This window comes from Streptomyces sp. NPDC059788 (genome assembly GCF_042732265.1).
Taxonomy (GTDB): Bacteria; Actinomycetota; Actinomycetes; order Streptomycetales; family Streptomycetaceae; genus Streptomyces.
This window is the reverse complement of record NZ_JBHWHY010000012.1, coordinates 24,744-43,321: the sequence shown is the minus strand read 5'-3', so window position 1 is coordinate 43,321 and position 18,578 is coordinate 24,744. Positions and strand designations below refer to the sequence as shown.

The following is an 18,578-nucleotide window of genomic DNA, read 5'->3' as shown; positions in this document are numbered from 1 at the left end:
TGCGGGGGGTTCGGGGCGGTGCCCGGGGGGGGGCCTGGTTTCGGGCTCCCCCCCCCCGCACCCCCGTGCGGGGCCCGGGCGGGGCCGGCCCACCGGTCCCTCCCCCTACCACCGAGGATCAGCGATGACCATGGACGTACTGGACTCCGCCGCAGGACCGGGCATGAATCATCTGTCCTTCCACGACATCGTGGGCGCGGCACCGGTGCTGCGGGGTGTCGTGGAGCGTACCCCGCTGCTCCGCTCGCCCGAGGCCGATGCCCTGCTGGGCCGCCCGGTCTATGTGAAGGCGGAGAACACCCAACGCGCCGGCTCCTTCAAGCTCCGCGGCGTCTACCTGACCGTGTCCCGATTACGGCGGCTCGACCGCCTCCGCGGCGTCGCCACAGCCTCGGGCGGCAACCATGCCATCGCCCTGGCCCTGGCCGGGCATCTGCTCGACGCCCCGGTCACCGCAGTCCTCCCGGCTGACACCGACGACTCCACCCGCAGCGCCATCACCGCGCTCGGCGCCACCGTCATAACCCACCAGCCGGACGAACCGGCCGAAGCCCTGCTGCGCCCGCTGCTGGCCCAGGGCCGCACCCTGATCAGCCCCGACGGCAGCCGGGACCTGATCAGAGGAGCCGGAACGGTGGCGCTGGAGATGATGGAAGACGCCCCACATCTGACGACCCTGCTGGTCCCGCTGGGCAGCGGAGCCCTGGCCGCCGGCACCGCCCTGGTGGCCCAGTGCCACCCTGGGGTCCGCGTCATCGGGGTCGAGCCGGAAACATCTGCTGGCACGCTGAGCTCGCTGAGTGTCGGGCGGCGGCTTGCCGATCGCGGGCCCTCCACCGGCGCGGGGTGCCTGCGCCAGTATCCGGCCCGCCTGCCGTTCGAGATCCTGCGACAACGCCTGACCCAGGTGATCACCGTCTCCGAAGCGGCCATCACCCAGGCCACGGCCATGCTGGCGCGGCGCTTCGGGCAAGTGGCCGAGCCCTCGGGAGCGGTGGCCCTCGCCGCACTGCTCGCCTACCCGCAGCGCCTGCCGGACGGCCCCGTGGGCGTGATCCTTTCCGGCGGCAACGCCGACTTCAAGCACTTCCCGCACATGATCGACGGCCCCAGCCGGACCACCGCGTCCGCCCCGCAGCCTGCTCCCTCGGTATAGGCCCGTCCTCGCCCCGCGGTTCTCCTGACCTTCGCTGTCCTCATACCGCCCCCTTCTGACTGAACGGCTCCTTCATGTCCCCCACTTCCTCTCCCTTGGCCCCGGCCGATGCTCCACCGGTCGCCGACGTCCTGATCGCCCTGTATATACAGGCGTTGCGCACCGGCCGCGGCTGGACACGGCGGGATCTGGCGGCCTCGCTCGGCCGGCAGCCGCACTGGATCGCCGACCTGGAACGAGCCCGCAGGCCTGCCACGGCAGAGGACCTGTCCACGGTCCTGCTGCGCTGCGGCATCGTGGACTACAACATCGTCCGCGGCCTGCAGGCATGGCTCATGCCGTCCCCGGATCCGCACACACTGACCGACCGCGCTCCCGGTGGTGACGAGCGGCTGCATCTTTTCGAATACTCCGCCAGCGCGATACGCCTCTGCGCCCCCTCTCAGCTGCCCGCAATCTTGCGCACCCCGGCTTACGCCCAGGCCCTGAAGAACGCCGCGGGCGACAGGGAAGAGCAGGTCAGCTCCGGCAGCCGCCTGCTGCCCGTCTGCGCGTCGTTCCTCGTGGTCCTGGACGAGACGGTGCTCAGCGAACTGGCGGGCAGCCCGGCCGTCAAGGCGGAGCAGATCGCCTACCTGCAGGAGATCGTCGAACGCGACGAAGTGCGGCTTCTGATCACGCCGAAGAACGCCGTGGGCTTTGCGGAGCAGCTGTGCGAGCTGACCCTGTACGACTTCGACCAACCGCTCTACGTCGTTGAGCAAGGGCACCCCACCTACCTCAACGGCCCTCCCGCCAGCTGCCACTCCCGCCACCAGTTGATCACCAACGCCCTCGAAGCCGCAGCCGACAACGACCACAGCCAGCGCCTGCTGACCAAGTACCTCAAACGCTTCCGGCGCCAGCTCACCGGCCAGGGCGCCGCTCGCCGCGACCAGCCGCACACCAGCGCAGCACCCGGTGGCGCCACAGCCGCCACGGCGGACCTCCCAGTTCCCGTCCCCTCGCCTGCCGCCTCGAGGAATCGATGAGTGCCCACACTCCGCCCCCACACGCCACCCCGTCCTCGCGTCACCGACGGCCGTCGTCGACTGTCCTGGCCCGAGCGGTTCTTGCCGGGGCGCTCATGTCGCCTGTCGTGGGCGGCGCGGCACTGGTGAGCGAGAAGGACGCCGGTGCCGACACCCATCATGTCGTGCGGTGGGGCGAGCGTGCTCCTGCCTCGTGGGACGATGCCATGCTCGGCCGCTTCTACGGTTACAGCGGGGGTGCCATCGCCGCCTACCTCGGCGCACGGATGCCGGCCGGGGCCGCTGTATGACTGTCCGCCTCAATCCCGCCGCGCCGTACGGCGCTGCCTGCTGCGGCCGCAATGCCGCAGGGTCGCCTTGGTGCCTGCCGCGGCGGCTCCGCACCAGTGGCTGTCCCTCCGAAACGGCGTCCTGCGCCAGCGCCCGGTCGGCGCGACGCCCCACCCGTCACGGAGCTGCTGGCCCGTTTCTACTGGTCGTGCGGCCGTTCGCCGGCGTCGGCCCAGTAGGCGGCCAGCATCTCCGTCGGCCAGGACGGCTGGACCACCGGGCCGCGCGGCAGCATCTCCCGGAAGGCGGCCACGACGTCGATGACGGGCGTGCCGTCGTCGGCGTCCAGGTCGGTCACATGCAGGTCCAGGCCGTCGACCCGCAGCAGCCGCGGGAACGAGGTCCCCAGGCGGGGCGGCCGTCGGTGGTTGTGGTGCACGAAGGTTCCCGTGGCTGGCCAGGCCGGATTGTCGCGCGGGCTACGGGCGTGCAGCGCCACATCCTCCGGGGAACCCTCGCTGAAGTGCCAGATCACCTGAAGGTGACTGAACTTCTCGATGCCCTGGAGCGTCTCGACGGGGTAATCGTCGTTGAGGCGGATGATCGACTCCACGCCTCCCTTGTAGTCGTCGAGGCGTCCGGTGTGGCCACCGACGACCCTTCCGATCACCGGCACCGTGATGAACTGCTCGGACACGAGCTGTCCCCCATCTGTTCTCGCAGGTGGAACGCTGAGCGGTGCGCTGGGCGCCGCACCGCCGCCATGGCCGCGTCAGCCTACGCCGCGCAGCACCTCCCGTGCGCGTTCGTCCAGCTCGGCGGCGACGCTGCCGCCGCGCTGGCGCAGCGGGGACAGGGCACGGCGCATCCGCACGACCGTCTCGCGGACCCGGCCGGACTGGATGCCGGCCATGGTGTCCAGGGCGGTCGACCAGGTGGCACAGGCCAGGTCGAGGTGTCCCTGGCGGGCCTGGACGTCACCCAGGTACCCGAGGGTGACCACGTGCGTGCGCGCCGAGGTGGGCAGGGCCCGGGTGCGGACGCTGCGCCGGAATTCGGCTTCGGCGCCCTTCAAGTCGCCCAGGTCGCGCAGGGTGCAGGCCGTCTCGTGGGCGAGCGAGGCCTCAGCGAAGAAGACGACGCGTTCGGGCTCCTCGCCGTCGGCGCGGCTCAGGTCGTCTTCGGCGCGCCGCAGAGCGGCCAGCGACGCGGCCTTGTCACGGTTCGCGGCCAGAGCCCGGGCGTGCACCACGCCCAGCAGCGCCTTTTCCCGTGGGCTCGCCAGGCAGTAGCGCCGTTGGTTCACGGAGCCGGTGGCCAGGTCCAGCGCCCGCGTCGGGTGGCCGAGGTCGACGGCCTGGTGGGCCGCGGCCCGCAGGATGTGTCCGGCCAGGGGGGCGTCACCGGCTTCGGCGGCCAGGCGCAGGGCGAGGTCGAAGGTGCGCTGGGCAATGGCGTGCTCGGAGGAGTCGAAGGCCTGCCAGGCGGCCAGGTAGACCAGTTCGGCTGCGGCCGCGAACATGCGTCGGCGCAATTGTTCGCCGGGGAAACGGGCTTGCAGATAGGCGGCGATGTCGGAACGGAGGTAGGCCAGGAGGGCGTCGCGGCCGGCGTGGCCGCCCAGTCGCTGGTCCTGGCGGCTGTAGAACCGCATCGCCTCACGCGCGCTGTCCACGTGGGCGCTGGTGATGGTGAGCCGGGAGACGGCCTGGCGGCTCTGCGCGGCCTGCAGGGTCTGTGGCCACCAAGCGTCCGGCGGAAGCGCCGCTCCGGCCAGCGAATAGGCAGACCTCTGCAGTATCTGCCGGCGGTTCATGTCCATGTACGCGTCCCCGAGATCGACCAGCGCAGCCACGACGTTCGTGCCGACGTCCCAGCTGAGCGCAGCCGAATCCGCCGCCGCAGCGGGCGCAAGCCCGATGTGTGCCGGCGTCACGAGACGTCCGAGCCGCCGCGAGAGCGTCTCACACACGATATGCGTGGCCTGCTCCCCCGGACAGGTGCCACTGATCCACATGGCGATGTGCGAGCGCGTCACCGTCATCGCGTGCGTAGCGCCCGCTTCGGTGGCGACGCGGACGACGTGGGCGGCTGTTTGCGACTGCGACCAGCCCGTTTCTTTGATGACTACCGCCAGCATGTTGTTACGCGTGCGCGCCATGGTGCATCCCTCGGTGCCGTAATGATCTTTGACGCCTTTGACGGCATCCGCGTTGACGGCCGGGTAGCCCGACGCATCGCTTCGCGGTTCGCTGATCACAACGATATTCCCCCTCAGGTCAACGCAAAGCACCGATTGGCCAGTTCAGGCCTCCTGCCCGTGCTGCGCAGTTCCTGCTCTCCCCCTACGTCTGGAGTCGTTTTCGTGGCAGCGATGCCCGCATCCGCCGGCTTGTACCGGTGTCTTCCACGCGCCCGGAGGCGCGGCGTATCCCGTGGCGAGGTGGGTCGTGTCTGACCGTGCCGCCCACGCTGTGGCCCCTTCGGACTTCGCTGGCACCGAGGCCCCGTTGCGTCTTCCTCCGGCGAGGTCCGCGGCCGCGCTGGCGGCTGCGGCGGTCGGCAGCGGATGGCTCGTCGACACCCTGGGGCTCCTGCCGGGCACGGGCAGCGTCGTCATCTCCTGCACGGCGGCCGCAGGCGTGCTGGGGTGGACCGCTGTCCGCACCCGCGAGACCGCAACGCGTGCTAAAGAGCTCCGTGCCGAGCGTGATGCCGCGCAAAAGAGGGTCAGCGAACTGCTGCATTCCCTGGACGGCGTGATGCCGCTCATCGAAGGCGGCCGCGCCCACGTGCAGTGGGCCCTCGAGCAGGCCAGCCACGGCACCGTGCGGGTCGACTACGAACCTCCGCGGGTCAAACCGCGCACGGGCGACATCATCGTCGATCTCAAGGCCGCCTTGGAGCGGGCATCCACCGAGGCGTGGCAGGCGGTGCTGACGACGGCGGCCCATACCCATCAGCAGCTGAGCCCGCAGGCGGAGCTGGCCGAGCTGTTCAACTCCATCGCCCCGCGCCTGCAAGGCCTGGTCAACCGTGCCATCCAGGACATCGAAAAGGTGGAGCGGCCGTTGGAGGACCCGGACTTGTTGCACGGGTTGTACGGCATCGACCACCTTCTGACGCAGATGCGACGACTCGTGGAAAGCCTGCTGGTGCTCGGCGGCAACCTGCCCGCCCGTGACTGCGAGGCGGTCCCCCTCATGCAGGCCCTGCGCCGCGCCGCCTCCGGAACCCACGATTACGCCCGGGTGCGGATAGCCCAGGCACCGGTGTCCACGGCAGTGCTGGGCTACGTCAGCCCCAACCTCGTGCATCTGCTGGCCGCGTTGATGGAGAACGCGACGCGGTTCTCCACAGAACGGGTGGAGGTCCACACCCGTCAGACGAAGGACGGTGTCGTCATCCGGGTGATCGACAGCGGCACCGGGATGTCGCCGGGCAAGTACGAGACGCTCAACCGGCTGCTGACCGCCCCGGAAGCCGAGGACCCCCGTGTCCGCCTGCGTAAAGGAACCCTCGGCCTGCTGGTGGCCGCGCTGCTGGCCCAGCGCCACCGCATCACGATCGAGCTGCGGCCGAACATCACGGACGGTACCCAGGCCATCGTGGTCCTGCCGGCCGCCCTGCTCGCCGAAGCCCCCACGCCCGCACGTAATGAATCGAGGGGACTGCCGGCACGGGCAGAGCAGCGCCCTGCCCTGCCCGGCGCCGCTTCATCCGCCGGACACCCGGAGGAACAGCCCCGGAACACACCTGCACCCCAGGAGCAGGCAGCACCTCCAAGGCCCCTCAGCGACGGCCGGCCCGCGCTTCCCCGCCGGGACGTTTCCGCTGCCGCGGCGCCTGCCACAAGGCCGCCGCAAGAGCCGCACGGTCAGCCGACCGGCGGGCTGATGGCCAGCTTCACGTCACGCACCCCCCGCACCCCGCAGCCCGAGCCCCCGGAAGCACCGGCGGCCGAGCCCGAGACCTCTGATACCCCCGCCCCGCACCCGATGCAGGAGGACCACCGTGCACGCTGAGCCCACCGACCTCGACACGGCACACGCCCGGGAGAAGCTGGCGAAGTTGCTGGAAGCCCTCGTCCAGCAGATCCCCGGGGCGCAGTGGGCGCTGCTGTCGACCGGCGACGGTCTCAAGCTCGCCTTCTGCAATCGGAGTGTGGCCGATGCCGACGACGGCGCCGCTGCCTGCACCGGCATCCGCTCGGCGGCCCGCCAGCTGTTCAAGGACTGCCCCGGCGGGGTGCGGCAGGTCGCCGTCGAGCACGATGACGGCTTCTGCTTCGTGATGGGCGCCGGGCTGGCGGACAAGGAAGCCGTCGGCACCCTCCTGACCGTCATGACCGGGCACGATGCTCACCCGGGCCAGGTCGGCCACGAGATGGCCCGGTTCGTCACCGGCCTGGATGAGCAGCTGGTCGTGGCCGCCCGCCGAAACGGCATCCTCCGGCTGGGCGCCCCCCGCAACGGCATGCGCCAGTTGGAGCAGTGACATGGCGGCCGGCGGCGGCTGGACCAGCAGCATCCTGGGCGACGTGCGCCCGTATCTGATCACGGCAGGACGCACCCGTCCGAAATACACGCTGCACCTGTCCAGCACGCTGATCACCAGACCCGCCACCCGGCCGCTGCACACCACCGCCGAACACGACGCCCTGCTGCTGCACTGCAGCGCCAGCGCCCAGGCGGTATCGGAGCTCTCCGGCCGCCTGGGGCAACCGGTGCAGGCGGTCAAAGTCCTGGCCAGCGACCTGATCGACGCGGGCGCGTTGTTGCTGGTCAACCCCGACGGCCCCACGGCCCCCGAAGTCCCATTACTGGAGGCGGTACTTGAAGGCCTGCTCAACAGCCACTGACGAGCCCGGGACCACGTCTGCTCCGCTCGACTTGAAGATTGTCATCGCCGGTAGCTTCGGGGTCGGCAAGACCACGCTGGTCGACACCCTCAGCGAGACCGGTGTTCTGCGCACGGAGGAGCTGCTCACCACCGCCAGCACCGCCACCGACCATCTCGACAACGCGACGGACAAGACCACCACGACCGTGGCCATGGACTTCGGGAAGATCACCTTCACCAGCCCCCGGTACATGGTCCTCTACCTCTTCGGCACCCCGGGCCAGGACCGTTTCGACTACCTGTGGGATGACCTGCTGCTCGGAGCGCTCGGCGTCGTGGTCCTCGTCGACACCCGGTGCCTGGCGTCCTCCTTCCACACGGTCACCTGGTGCGAGCAGCGCCAGGTGCCCTTCATCATCGCCGTCAACGAGTTCGACGGCGCCCACCGCTACTGCCCCGACGAAGTCCGCCACGCCCTGCGCCTGGCCCCTGCCGTCCCCGTCATCACGTGCGATGTCCGCCGCTACCCCTCCGCCCGCACCACCCTGATCAGCCTGGTCAGCCACAGCCTGCACCTGCGCCGCGCCGCCACACCTGGAGCCCGCCCATGACCCATCCCGCCCCGCCGCCACAGCACGAGACGGCCCCCCACCCCCTCGACCGTGACGCCGTGCTCCACGCCCTGGGCCTGACCGGCCCCGACCCGCAGTTGGATGCCCTCGCCCAGCACCTGGCCCAGGCCGCCGACGTGCCCTACGCCATGGTCAACATCTTCGGCGCCGAGCAGCAGCACTTCCTGGGCCTGTGCACCCCCGGCCCGGACAGCGGCCTGCCGGTGGTGGGCCGCTCGATGGCCCTCGAGCACGGCTACTGCCCCGAGGTCGTGCAGCGAGAGAAGGCCCTGGTCCTGCCGGACGTCCTCGTCCACCCGCGCTTCGCCGGCAACGAGGTCGTCGACCGCGTCAACATCCGCACCTACGCCGGCGCCCCCCTGATCCACCACGGCACCGTGCTGGGCACCGTGTGCTTCGTCGGCCCCGTGGAGAAGCCGAAGGCCACCGGCCGGGCCTCCCTGGCCCTGATCAAGGCCCACCGCGACGAGGTCATGGACTACCTCCTCCGCCGCTCCGGCCTCACGCCGCCCTAGCAGCGCTGTGCCGGATCGCCGTACACCGCCTTCATTCGAGGAGAAAAGGGGAGCTCCACGATGTCCGACTGGTTCTTGACGCCACACCACCAGACGCTGCGCCAGGAGGTGCGCACCTTCGCCGAGCGCGAGGTCGCCCCGCGCGTGGCGCACATGGAAGCCACCGGTGCGATCGAGCGCGAGCTGGCGTCGGCGATCGCCGCGCAGGGGTGGATCGGCGCCACCATCGACCGCTCCTACGGCGGGATGGGCGCCGGACATTTGGCCAAGACCGTCATCATCGAGGAGCTGTCGCGGGTCAGCGGCGCCATGGGCGCCATGGTGCAGGCGTCCCAGCTCGGCACCGCGAAGATTATCCACTTCGGCAGCGAGGAGCAGAAGAAGACCTGGCTGCCGGCCATCGCCGCGGGCGAATGACTGCCGACCATCGCCGTCACCGAGCCGCAGTCGGGCGGCCATGTGCTCGGCATGAGCGGCACGGCGGTCCGCGACGGCGACGACTACATCCTCAACGGCCGCAAGATCTACGTCGGCAACAGCCACATCGGTAACCTGCACGGCGTCGTGATGCGCACCGGCGAGGGCTCCTCGGGCCTGTCGGCGTTCCTGGTGGAGGCGGACCGGCCGGGCCTGCGGGTCGGCGAGCAGCAGCAGACCATGGGGCTGCACGGCTTCAGCTTCGGCGAGCTGATCTTCGACAACTGCCGCATCCCGGCGGCGAACCTGCTGGGCCGCGAAGGCGAAGGGCTGGCCGTCGCGTACTCCTCCAGCGTGCTGTACGGCCGGCCGAACCTGGCCGCGGTGGCGCTCGGCATCCACCAGGCCATCCTCGAAGAGACCGTGCGCTTCACCGCGGAACGCCAGCGCTACGGCCAGCCCCTGCACACGCTGTCCACCATCCGCCTCAAAGTCGGGCAACTGCAGTCCCGGCTGATGACCGCGCGCCTGGCCGCCTACCACGCCGCCCACCTGCTCGACCAGGGCCAGCCGTGCGACGCGGAGCTGATGAACGCCAAGCTGCTCAACACCGAGCTGGCCCTGGACTCCGCCCGCGCGGCCATGGAGATCCACGCCAGCTGCGCCCTGTTCACCGACCGCCCCGTCCAGCGCTACCTCCGCGACGCGCACCACCTCTTCGCCCCGGCCGGCACCTCCGACATCCAGCTGCGGCGCCTGGGCGAAATCGCGCTCGGCCTGGACAAAGGCCAGTGGTCGGCCCGCCTGGCCCCGGGCCACGGCCGCCCCGCCGACGACTGCGTGGAGGTATGACCATGCCCCCCACCCCCACCCCCACCCCCGTCCCCGCCCCCGCCCCCGCCCGGCGGCCGGGCCTCCTCGTCCGCCCGGGCGAGCACGCCGATCGCCGCGGGGGCGGACGACCTGGAGCCACTGCGTGATGTCCTGCTCCGTCGCCTTTCCGACCCGTTGGCAGGACTGGGAGGGTGACGCCCTGCGATGGCAGTTGGTGGGCCCGGGCTGGGATATCGTCCTGGTCCCCGAAGACGTGGCCCGCCGTGCCGTACGGGACCTCGACGCGTTGCCCCTCGACCCGGTGGGCACGGTCTTCGCGCTGGACGGCCGGTGGGGCTTCTTCCTGCCCGCCCACTCCGACGACCCGCCGTGGCCTGCGGACACCACATACCTGCGGGCCGGTTCCGAGACCTTCGTGCCACCGTCGCACTGGGTACGGGACATGGACGGCAGCGACCCCGGGTGGGTACGCCGCCGCCGCGACCTGCGCCTGCTGACCCCGCCACTGCTCCTCCAGCCCGTCGTGGCCGTCCTCAGCTGCTCCTGGCCGCCCCCGGGCGAGGCCCGGCCACCACCCCGCCGCGGCCGCCCCACAAGCCCGCCGGCCGCACGCGGCATCCAGCCGCCCGGCTGCCCCGTTCCGCGGCACAGCCCCGCCCGCCATGTCCGCGCCCTTCCCCGACGCTTTGAAGGAGCACCGCCCATGCCCAGACTCGAAGAACTCGCCCTGATCGGCGACCTGCGCACCGCCGCCCTGATCGACACCAGCGGCACCGTGCAGTGGTACTGCCCGCAGCGCTTCGACTCCCCCGCGGTCTTCGCCGCCCTGCTCGGCACCGACGACCACGGCTCCTGGCAGCTCGGCCCGGCCACCGGCATCGACACCGCCCCGCCGCCGGCCACCCACCGCCGCTACCACGACCAGAGCCTGGTGCTGGAGACCACCTGGGTCACCCCCGACGGCACCTTGCAGATCACCGACGTCATGCCGCCCTGGGACGGGCACGAGGCCCCCACCCGCCTCGTGCGCATCGTCCACGTGATCAGCGGACGGGTCACCGTCCGCTCCCGCCTGAGCCCCCGCTTCGACTACGGCTCCAGCATCCCCACCGTACGGACGCTCGACGGCCGTACCCAACTCGTCGCCGGCCCCGACGCCCTGTGGCTCGACCTCGACGCCCCCGCCGTTCCCGACGCCTTCGCGCGACTTCACGACGGGGTGCTGTGCCACGACCTGCCGCTGTCCGAAGGGGACCAGGCCTGCTTCACCCTGACCTGGCGGCCCTCCCATCTGCCCGCCCCGCCGGAGCCCGAGCCGCTGGCTGCGCTGAAGGACACCGAGACGTTCTGGCAGCGGTGGGCGGCTCAGTGCACCTATCGGGGCTCCTACCGCGACGCTGTGGGGCGTGCCCTGATCCTCCTGAAGGCCCTCACCTACGCGCCGACCGGCGCCATCGTCGCCGCTCCCACCACCTCGCTGCCCGAGGAGATCGGCGGCGCACGCAACTGGGACTACCGCTTCGGCTGGCTGCGGGACTCCGCGATCACCGTGTCGACGCTGCTGCGCACCGGCTACCGCCACGAAGCCGAAGCGTGGATGCAGTGGCTGCTGCGCGCCGTGGCCGGTGACCCCGAACACCTGCAGATCATGTACGGCATCGCCGGGGAGCGGCGCCTGCCCGAGACGGAGCTGGACTGGCTGCCCGGCTATGAGGGCTCCCGCCCGGTGCGCATCGGCAACGGCGCCGCCACCCAACGGCAGCTCGACGTCTACGGCGAGGTGATCGACACGCTGCACCACGGCCAGGCCGCGGGCCTGCAGCTGGCCCCGACCGCCGGCCTCCAGCTTCAGCTGGTCAAAAAGCTGGAGCAGACCTGGCAGCAGCCGGACGAGGGCATCTGGGAAGTGCGCGGCCCCCGGCGGCACTTCGTCCACTCCAAGGTGATGGCCTGGGTCGCCGTCGACCGCACCGTGCGCATGATCGAGGACGGGTACCTCGACAGCCCGGTAGAGCACTGGCGGGCGCTGCGCGAGACCATCCACCGGGAGGTGTGCGAGCGGGGCTACGACGCCGAGCGCAACACCTTCACCCAGTCCTACGGCTCCCCGGAACTGGACGCCTCGCTGCTGCTGATCCCCCGTATGGGCTTCCTGCCGGCCGACGACAAGCGCGTGGTCGGCACCATCGAAGCCATCCAGCGCGAGCTGTCCACCCCCGACGGCTTTCTCCTGCGCTACCGCACCACCGGGGCGGCCGCCGGGGTGGACGGCCTGGCCGGTGACGAGGGCGCCTTCCTGCCGTGCTCGTTCTGGCTGGTCGACGCCCTGGCGATGATCGGCCGCATCGACGAAGCCCACGAGCTGTTCGCGCGGCTGCTGGCCCTGCGCAACGACCTCGGCCTGCTCGCCGAGGAGTGGGACGGCACCGCCCAGCGCCAGGTCGGCAACGTACCCCAGGCCTGGAGCCTGCTCGCCCTGGTCGACGCCGCCATCACCCTGGACGCGGCCGCCCTCGCGACAGGAGCCACATCGTGACCGGGCAGGCGCCCGTCCTCCCCGGCCCGCCGGCCGCATACCGTCTCACCGCGGCGGTACGCGGCAACACGGCATACCGCCTGCAGCTCCTGCGCCAGACATGGACCGCCGAGGTTCTGCGCGGCCGGGCCCCGGGGGGCGTGCGGGTGGCGCCGTACGCGCTGGTTTGGCCCGGCCAGGATCCCGCGGACCTCCTCGCGCGGGCCCGCTCCGTGACCATCGGCGCCGGTTGGCCGGCCATCCCCCCTCTTCGACACCACCGGGCCGACCGACCCGGCCACCCGCCCCCAGCTGGCCCGGCTGTTCGCCGCCGTCACCCGCGGCGAGCTCGACGGCATCACCGTCACCTCCCGCACGGACATCTCCCCCTACGACCACGACTACACGACGGCCTTGCGACACCTGCGGGACCGCGGGGGCTTCCTCGCACTGGCCATCGCCGAGACCGCCCCCTGAAACCCACTACCTCCCGCCAGCTTGCCCAGACATAACAGCCCGCCAGGAGCACCAGTGAACAGCCCCGAACCCCTCCTCACCGACCACCTCAGCAACCACCAGCTCACGAACGCGCTCCCGTGCCGTATCGGGTCGCGGAGCCTGATCCGCAACGAGAAGGACGAAATCCTGCTGGGGCAGTCGCGTCTGCTCCCGGAAAGCGACCAGTTACTGACCTGGGACCTGCCGGGGGGCTGGGCCCAGCCGGGCGAAGAACCGCGTGCGGCCTGCCGGCGGACGATACGCGAGGCGTTCGGCGTGTCCGTCGATCCCATAGACCTGCTGCTCCTGCACTGGCAGCCTCCTCAGGACGGAGCCGCCGAGGAGCACACCTACGTCTGGAACGCGCCCCGGTTGCCCTCGCGCACCGCCTTCCAACTCGCCGACGACGAGGTCGTCCAGGCCCGCTTCGTGCCCCGCAACCAGCTGACCGCCTACGTGCCGGACAGCGTGGTCGAGCGGATCGACGCCGCGCGGGAATCCCTCGGCCGCGGCCGCCCCGACTACCTCGCCAGCCGTGCCGCGTCATGACAGCCGGGCATCCTGCGCACCGCCACCGGCGCCGGATGAGACCGCTCTTTGCCGCCCCCGCACCCGGTGCCGGGGCGGCACGGACAGCAGCTCGCTGCCCGGCCCCCATCGCTGCATGACGCCTCGCACCAGCCATCGGACGAAAGAGATGATGAAAGCACTGCTTCCCCGGCACCGGCGCGGACCGAGCCTTCGCACGGTGCGGTACGCGCTCCCCCTGATCCAGCACATCGGCGGCACGGACTCCGGTGCCACCGTCACCTGGACCAAGCCCGACCTCAGCCGGACAGGCGACAGCGTGGTGCAGTGGCGGTGCGAGATGCGCGAAACACCGACCGCGCCGGACGCAGTGCCGATGCAGCGGGACGCCGGGACCGGGCCGGCCCCGGCGGCGGCCCGGGCGATGCGATGGCTGACCACCTCGCTGCTCACCGCCGCTGCCGAGCTGCCCGCCCAGCACGCCGGGGCCCTGACGGGACTGGACCTGCGACCCCTTAATCCGCGACGCGTTACTGCTCGCACTGGACCGGTACAAGCTCGCCGTCAGCGTCGAGGTCATCCATGATCACGGCGCGCTGACCTGGACCGTCGAGCCGGTCGTCGTCATCCCGCACCCGGCTGTCGGCCCCGCCCAAAGGACTGCGCCGCGCCCCGGCCGGGGCACCGGCACCCCGCGCGCCACCGCCGCGAGCTGCACGACCTGTCCCTCACCGTAACCACCTCACCGCCCTTCAAGCTGCTCGAGGACGCCCGGCGGACGCCCTGCTTGAACACTGCGGCTTCTTCGCATGCAGCCGTCCCGTGACTACCTGGAACCGAGAACGAGCCATGAGCCCCACACCCCGCAAGCGGCCTTCCGGCGGCGCGGCCGCCGCGCCCCGCGACCTTGGGGTCCCCAAGATGCCCAAGGGCAAGCGGCTGACCCCCAGACAAAAGGAAGAGCTCGGCGCGGCAGCCGAACGGGCCTATCTGGATCGCAAAGCCTCCATCGCTGAGATCAGCGAAGCGTCCGGCCGGTCCTACGACAGCATCCGGCGCCTCCTGGTCGACCGTGGCGTTCCCCTGCGTCCCCGGGGCAGTCGTGCCCGTGGTGACAAGGCGTCAGGCAGCCAGGACGGAGCCTGCCGGTGAGCGCACTACCGAGGGCGCAGGGGATCCGCCAGGCGGCCTGGGCCGCCGAACGGTCCTGGCCTGTCACGGTGCGCAAGAGGCGAGGCGGATACGACTGCCCCGGCGCCGCGTTCCTTCCGTTCGGAGCACCCGGTCCCACGAGCAGGGCAGGCGCGCTGACGGCCGGTCTGCGGGCGCGATGCGGCCCTCCCGCAGGTCGCCTGACCGCACGGCACGGCGCTGTGGATACGGCGCAGCTCCTCATGGCCGCGGACCTCGCCTTGCCTGTCATGGTTCACCCCCCGCTCGTCCTCGTCCTGTTGATCACCGTCGTGTTTTTGACCAGGAAAGCCGGGCTGAAGACCGGGCATGCGCTGGTGACCATCCTCTTCGGCTTCTTCCTCCACGACAGCCATCTGGCTGGACCCCTCCAGAACGCCGTTGCCTCCCTCGCGCACGCGATCTCCCAGCTTCGCCTGTAAACAGCCCGCCCAACGCCCCGCGAGACCGGAGCCGCCCCGGCGTCCGCCCCAGCCGTCAGCACGCCTGAATCGTCTTCCCGCTGTCCCTCCCCTGTCCGACCGCGAGCGAAAGATCACCGCATGACCTCGTCCCTCACCGCAATGAGCTGGAACATCGAAAAAGGCCTTCACGGCGAGCAGGCCGCCGCCTGGGTCCGTGCCCAGGCCCCGGACATCTTCTTCCAGCAGGAGCTTCCCCCCGGTCAGCTCAAAGCCCAGGCCGAACGCCTCGGTATGAACGGCTACATCGCCCCGGCCCGACCCGGCTCCGGCCACATCCAGGACCGTCACCGCAATGCGATCTTCCTCAAGCCCAGCGGCCCGCTCGCCTTCGCTGAGGAGTTCGACCAGTCCTGGATGCCCTGGAGCGTCGCGGCGAACATCTCGGTACGTCTGCGCGACGCCGACGGGACGCTCAGCCCCCGGCGTATCTCCTGTGTCAGCGGCCACGCCTGCTACTGGAGCTCCGAACACCGGCAGGCCGAGGCCAAATGGTGCTCCACCCTCGCCAAACCGGGCTGGCTGGCCATCCATTTCTGGGACTGGAACAGCTACCGCATCGGTGAGGGCCCTCAGGACTGGTCGCAGTACACCGACCTTGCGTATGTCGCCAACCGCACGTACTTCGAGGGCGGCCGGCGTCGCACGGATGACCGCCCGGATCGCGAAATGCTGGCCGCCGGGTACACCGAGCTGGCCCGTCATGCGGCCACCAGACTGCAGCAGTACAACGCCACGAAGACCGCCTCCGGCTACCGCCGCCACCCCGGCCGCCCGGGCGGCCCCCGGCACTGCATCGACCGCGGATACCTCACCAAGGAACTCGCCCCCGCCCTGACCGGCTTCGAGGTCTGCGACACCGGCGAGCTGCGGCGGCTGTCCGATCACCTTCCCCTGCGCGCCACCTTCGACACCGCGACGCTGCGCGCTGTCCTGCACCGGCAGGCGGACGTCTACGCCCCCCATGCCAACCGTAGCGTCCAGTGGAAAGGACCGTTCCCCGCATGAGCGACAGCACGGCGACGCTGCTCAATCTGAGCGCCCTCCGGGCACGTCAGCGCTGCGCTTCGTAAGCGTCCGAACCCACCCCGGCGGGCCAGCGCGTACGGCCCACGCACCGCCCGTCGAACGCCCTGCACCCATGACGAAAGGAGCACCATGATGAGCACGCACGACATCGCGCTGACAGCCGCCGCGCTGGGGCCCGTTGTGCGGCCCTGGCTCGTGGCCTGGCTGACCGCGATCACCGCCCCCGCGGACCCTGCGGTCCGCTACGCCGCCTTCCGCACCCGCCCCGGAGGGACCCCGCACACGGCGCCGGGCCTCTTCCGCCCTCTCAAGGTTCACGTGGCAACCCCCGCAGGACAAGGCCGTTCCATTCCTCGGGCACCGACGGCCGGCCACGATCGTACGCAGAGGCCGTACGCGGCGTACGACCCCCGCCAGATGTCAGGGACACGCAGGTGCTGGACCTCCCCCGGCCTGTTCATGAACTGCCGCCACCTGCTCCGGCCTCCTTGGCCGGCGGCGTCTGTCGGGGCTGGCGCCCCCATCGCACGCATCGACGGCCATGCACGGTAACGGCGTCCCCGCGGCCCGGGCAGGCCGCGAAGCTGACAGCGAGCGGACTGCCGTGCTCTACGTGTGCCAGCCCGAGTTGGCCGTCGAGCTGCTGGCCCGCCTAGACCGCCACGCCCGCCTGCAATTGCATCTTCCCTGGCGGAAGGGGTTCCAGGACTGCACCGCGCCCCAGCTCGCCTGTGACCATCGCCCGCAGTGGAAGCGCATCAAGAAGACGTTCGAGGCAGTGCAGCCCCACCCTCGGCACCTGGTCATCCCTTCGATGAATCACATCGCGCTGTCCTGCGGCAAGCAGCGGGAGGTGTACAAGTGGGCGCACGCCTTGCAGGTCACGGTGCACTGCGTTGATCCGCCGTACTTTTCGGAACGGGACTTCCTCGGCGATGACCTGGATGTACTGGTCAGGCTGGAGGAGGCGCACCGCCTTACCTCCGGTGCCCGCTCCGTCGGCCGTGAGACGATGCTGTCCCTGTGCGGCACCCTGCAAAAGGACCTAGCCGAGGCCCTGCCGCTGGCCCGCCAACGACAGGCAGACCCCGCAGGTCCCTCCGATCACACCCATGCCGACTGGCTGGTCAGCGCCATCACCGGCGCTGAAGAGCTGCTGGTCGCCCGGTCCTCATCCAGCGCCAGGAGGGACCTGCACCACCTGGTCCACTGTCTTCGGGCACTTCTTCCACCGGAGATGACCAGCCTCTGGAACGACCCGTGGAGCCTTCCTCGCCCCGCTGCCCCGGCTCACGACCCCCGCAAAGTGCCGCCGGACCGCCTCTAGCCGTAGCCGCCTTACCGCCCTGTTCGCGATCCCGGCCTGGTGGGCCCTGGCGCTGATAGTGATGTCCATCGCGATCACTGTGCTGGGCCTCGCCCTGGCTTTATCGAAGGGCGGCAAGACCTGACCAGTTGCGCGCGGTGCTTCCTCACCCACGGCGCACAAGGCGCAGTTGGAGGTGACTGCGCCCCAGGCGTCCCGGCCACACCGCCCCTCAGTTCCACCCCTGCGGCAGTAGACATCCAACTGACGTCCCACACCACCAACTGGAGCCCCAATGTCTGATCCGACGCACATGACACACCGTCCGTCCGGACTCGTCTTGATCCGCCGTGCCGGCCATCCGCGGCAGGTCGGGGCCGTCCAGCCCAACTACGCCGACGACCCCGAGCACAGCCGCCAGCTGATCGGCGGCCAGACGGAACCGGGCGAGCCGCCGCGGGTGGCCGCCGCGCGCCACCTGCTGCGCGAGACCGGACTGCGGCTGCCGATCGGACGTCTGATGGCGCTCGACAACACCGACGCCAGGAAGGAAACCGGCCGCAAGACCTGCCAGAACCACATCTACGACGCCGGATTCCTGGAAGACGGCGTGCCCATCGAGCTGCCGCCCACGGCTCCGGGGAAGAAACTGCCGGAGCTGGCGCGCTTCCGCTGGCTCACCCTCGACCGGCGACACAGCGACCCGCCCGGCACCGCCTACCTCGACCAGTACACCCAGTCCTGGCAGGGGCAGCACATCCGCGCGTCGGTCGATACGGCCCGTGCCGGCGACCTCGCCGAGCTGCACCGCGGCGTGCCCGGGTGAGTGCCGCCGCCCTTTCCCCTCCGGACCGCCCCGCCAGTACCCGCGCCGGCCCTTCCCTATCACCGAGGAACAGCGATGACCCCGCACGTACTGAACGCCGCCCCGGGACCGGTTCCCCTCTGCCCTTCCACGACGTCATGCGCGCGGCACCGGTGCTGCGGGACGTCGTGGCGCGTACGCCTCCGCTCCGTTTGCCCGAGGCCGATGACCTGCTAGGCCGCCCGGTCTATGTGAAGGCCGACTTGCGGTTCACCCACGCCGTAGCTGCCTCACTGCTCGCTTCCACTGCCGAAGTCCCAGGGGACTCCGAACAACACAGACCTGCTGTGCACCGTAGGCACGTGCTCGCAAGCATCCGCCGGTGAGCCCGCCCGGTGGCGACACCGGAACGTGCCACCACTCGTATCTCACCATCACCGCCCGTCCGCTTCGCTCAGAAACCCGAATCCATGACGCACGCACACCAGTCCCGGCCGTCCGGCCCGAAGCCTCACCACACTGACCTCCGTCAGCCGCCCCCGTTGTAT

At 70.9% G+C, this 18,578-nt stretch carries 17 protein-coding genes and 1 pseudogene; 16 read left to right on the top strand and 2 right to left on the bottom strand.

Translation table 11 applies throughout. From position 1 onward, the window contains the following. The first annotated feature begins 124 nt into the window (after positions 1-124). The 3 genes from ACFV57_RS12915 (at position 125) to ACFV57_RS12905 (ending at position 2,477) form a co-directional block, all read left to right on the top strand. Complete coding sequence (locus ACFV57_RS12915; protein WP_385229636.1) at positions 125-1,156, top strand: threonine/serine dehydratase; 1,032 nt, start codon at positions 125-127, stop codon at positions 1,154-1,156. Between the two features lie 74 nt (positions 1,157-1,230). Then, positions 1,231-2,187, top strand: coding sequence for a Scr1 family TA system antitoxin-like transcriptional regulator (locus ACFV57_RS12910; protein WP_385229633.1), 957 nt, complete (start codon positions 1,231-1,233; stop codon positions 2,185-2,187). Continuing rightward, positions 2,184-2,477 (top strand): DUF6302 family protein, encoded by a 294-nt coding sequence (locus tag ACFV57_RS12905; RefSeq protein ID WP_385229630.1) that lies wholly within the window; start codon positions 2,184-2,186, stop codon positions 2,475-2,477. Before ACFV57_RS12910 ends, ACFV57_RS12905 begins: the two co-directional genes overlap by 4 nt. Before the next feature lie 179 nt (positions 2,478-2,656). Here ACFV57_RS12905 and ACFV57_RS12900 read toward each other — a convergent pair whose 3' ends face one another. Together ACFV57_RS12900 and ACFV57_RS12895 are read right to left on the bottom strand one after the other, a co-directional pair. Continuing rightward, a complete protein-coding gene (locus tag ACFV57_RS12900; RefSeq protein ID WP_385229627.1) occupies positions 2,657-3,154 on the bottom strand; it encodes a TrmO family methyltransferase in 498 nt (165 codons plus the stop codon). 75 nt (positions 3,155-3,229) lie between these two features. Beyond that, on the bottom strand, positions 3,230-4,618 hold the full coding sequence (locus tag ACFV57_RS12895; RefSeq protein ID WP_385229624.1) for a Tat pathway signal protein: 1,389 nt from the start codon (positions 4,616-4,618) through the stop codon (positions 3,230-3,232). Positions 4,619-4,907: 289 nt separating this feature from the next. Here ACFV57_RS12895 and ACFV57_RS12890 point away from each other — a divergent pair, with 289 nt between their 5' ends. The 13 genes and pseudogenes from ACFV57_RS12890 to ACFV57_RS12830 all read left to right on the top strand — a co-directional run bounded on the left by ACFV57_RS12890 (position 4,908) and on the right by ACFV57_RS12830 (position 18,051). Next, the gene (locus tag ACFV57_RS12890; RefSeq protein ID WP_385229621.1) at positions 4,908-6,482 is read left to right on the top strand and encodes an ATP-binding protein; all 1,575 of its coding nucleotides are present in this window, start codon (positions 4,908-4,910) and stop codon (positions 6,480-6,482) included. After that, positions 6,472-6,954 (top strand): roadblock/LC7 domain-containing protein, encoded by a 483-nt coding sequence (locus ACFV57_RS12885; protein WP_385229618.1) that lies wholly within the window; start codon positions 6,472-6,474, stop codon positions 6,952-6,954. The genes ACFV57_RS12890 and ACFV57_RS12885 overlap by 11 nt, the downstream gene beginning before the upstream one ends. 1 nt (position 6,955) lies before the next feature. Next, positions 6,956-7,318, top strand: a complete 363-nt coding sequence (locus ACFV57_RS12880; protein ID WP_385229615.1) for a DUF742 domain-containing protein — start codon at positions 6,956-6,958, stop codon at positions 7,316-7,318. Positions 7,319-7,349: 31 nt separating this feature from the next. Then, positions 7,350-7,910, top strand: a complete 561-nt coding sequence (locus ACFV57_RS12875; RefSeq protein WP_385229612.1) for an ATP/GTP-binding protein — start codon at positions 7,350-7,352, stop codon at positions 7,908-7,910. Next, the gene (locus ACFV57_RS12870) at positions 7,907-8,446 is read left to right on the top strand and encodes a GAF domain-containing protein (protein WP_385229609.1); all 540 of its coding nucleotides are present in this window, start codon (positions 7,907-7,909) and stop codon (positions 8,444-8,446) included. The genes ACFV57_RS12875 and ACFV57_RS12870 overlap by 4 nt, the downstream gene beginning before the upstream one ends. A gap of 60 nt (positions 8,447-8,506) precedes the next feature. Further along, a pseudogene (locus tag ACFV57_RS12865) lies at positions 8,507-9,715 on the top strand (acyl-CoA dehydrogenase family protein). A 685-nt stretch (positions 9,716-10,400) separates the two neighbouring features. Further along, on the top strand, positions 10,401-12,233 hold the full coding sequence (locus ACFV57_RS12860; protein ID WP_385230022.1) for a glycoside hydrolase family 15 protein: 1,833 nt from the start codon (positions 10,401-10,403) through the stop codon (positions 12,231-12,233). A gap of 510 nt (positions 12,234-12,743) precedes the next feature. Beyond that, entirely contained in the window at positions 12,744-13,259 is a 516-nt protein-coding gene (locus ACFV57_RS12855; protein WP_385229606.1) for an NUDIX domain-containing protein, read from the top strand. An 828-nt stretch (positions 13,260-14,087) separates the two neighbouring features. Next, positions 14,088-14,390 (top strand): helix-turn-helix domain-containing protein, encoded by a 303-nt coding sequence (locus tag ACFV57_RS12850; protein WP_385229603.1) that lies wholly within the window; start codon positions 14,088-14,090, stop codon positions 14,388-14,390. 269 nt (positions 14,391-14,659) lie between these two features. Beyond that, on the top strand, positions 14,660-14,851 hold the full coding sequence (locus ACFV57_RS12845) for a hypothetical protein (protein WP_385229600.1): 192 nt from the start codon (positions 14,660-14,662) through the stop codon (positions 14,849-14,851). Positions 14,852-14,971: 120 nt separating this feature from the next. Continuing rightward, positions 14,972-15,898, top strand: a complete 927-nt coding sequence (locus ACFV57_RS12840; RefSeq protein WP_385229598.1) for a hypothetical protein — start codon at positions 14,972-14,974, stop codon at positions 15,896-15,898. A 562-nt stretch (positions 15,899-16,460) separates the two neighbouring features. After that, positions 16,461-17,246 (top strand): hypothetical protein, encoded by a 786-nt coding sequence (locus ACFV57_RS12835; protein WP_385229595.1) that lies wholly within the window; start codon positions 16,461-16,463, stop codon positions 17,244-17,246. A 274-nt stretch (positions 17,247-17,520) separates the two neighbouring features. Next, entirely contained in the window at positions 17,521-18,051 is a 531-nt protein-coding gene (locus tag ACFV57_RS12830) for an NUDIX domain-containing protein (RefSeq protein WP_385229592.1), read from the top strand. Positions 18,052-18,578 lie beyond the last annotated feature (527 nt).

Bases quoted from the DNA above. Each gene is read 5' to 3' on its own strand.
- ACFV57_RS12915 (WP_385229636.1), top strand. From the start codon at position 125: ATGACCATGGACGTACTGGACTCCGCCGCAGGACCGGGCATGAATCAT.
- ACFV57_RS12910 (WP_385229633.1), top strand. From the start codon at position 1,231: ATGTCCCCCACTTCCTCTCCCTTGGCCCCGGCCGATGCTCCACCGGTC.
- ACFV57_RS12905 (WP_385229630.1), top strand. From the start codon at position 2,184: ATGAGTGCCCACACTCCGCCCCCACACGCCACCCCGTCCTCGCGTCAC.
- ACFV57_RS12895 (WP_385229624.1), bottom strand. From the start codon at position 4,618: ATGGCGCGCACGCGTAACAACATGCTGGCGGTAGTCATCAAAGAAACG.
- ACFV57_RS12880 (WP_385229615.1), top strand. From the start codon at position 6,956: ATGGCGGCCGGCGGCGGCTGGACCAGCAGCATCCTGGGCGACGTGCGC.
- ACFV57_RS12870 (WP_385229609.1), top strand. From the start codon at position 7,907: ATGACCCATCCCGCCCCGCCGCCACAGCACGAGACGGCCCCCCACCCC.
- ACFV57_RS12860 (WP_385230022.1), top strand. From the start codon at position 10,401: ATGCCCAGACTCGAAGAACTCGCCCTGATCGGCGACCTGCGCACCGCC.
- ACFV57_RS12850 (WP_385229603.1), top strand. From the start codon at position 14,088: ATGAGCCCCACACCCCGCAAGCGGCCTTCCGGCGGCGCGGCCGCCGCG.
- ACFV57_RS12845 (WP_385229600.1), top strand. From the start codon at position 14,660: ATGGTTCACCCCCCGCTCGTCCTCGTCCTGTTGATCACCGTCGTGTTT.
- ACFV57_RS12840 (WP_385229598.1), top strand. From the start codon at position 14,972: ATGACCTCGTCCCTCACCGCAATGAGCTGGAACATCGAAAAAGGCCTT.
- ACFV57_RS12835 (WP_385229595.1), top strand. From the start codon at position 16,461: ATGCACGGTAACGGCGTCCCCGCGGCCCGGGCAGGCCGCGAAGCTGAC.
- ACFV57_RS12830 (WP_385229592.1), top strand. From the start codon at position 17,521: ATGTCTGATCCGACGCACATGACACACCGTCCGTCCGGACTCGTCTTG.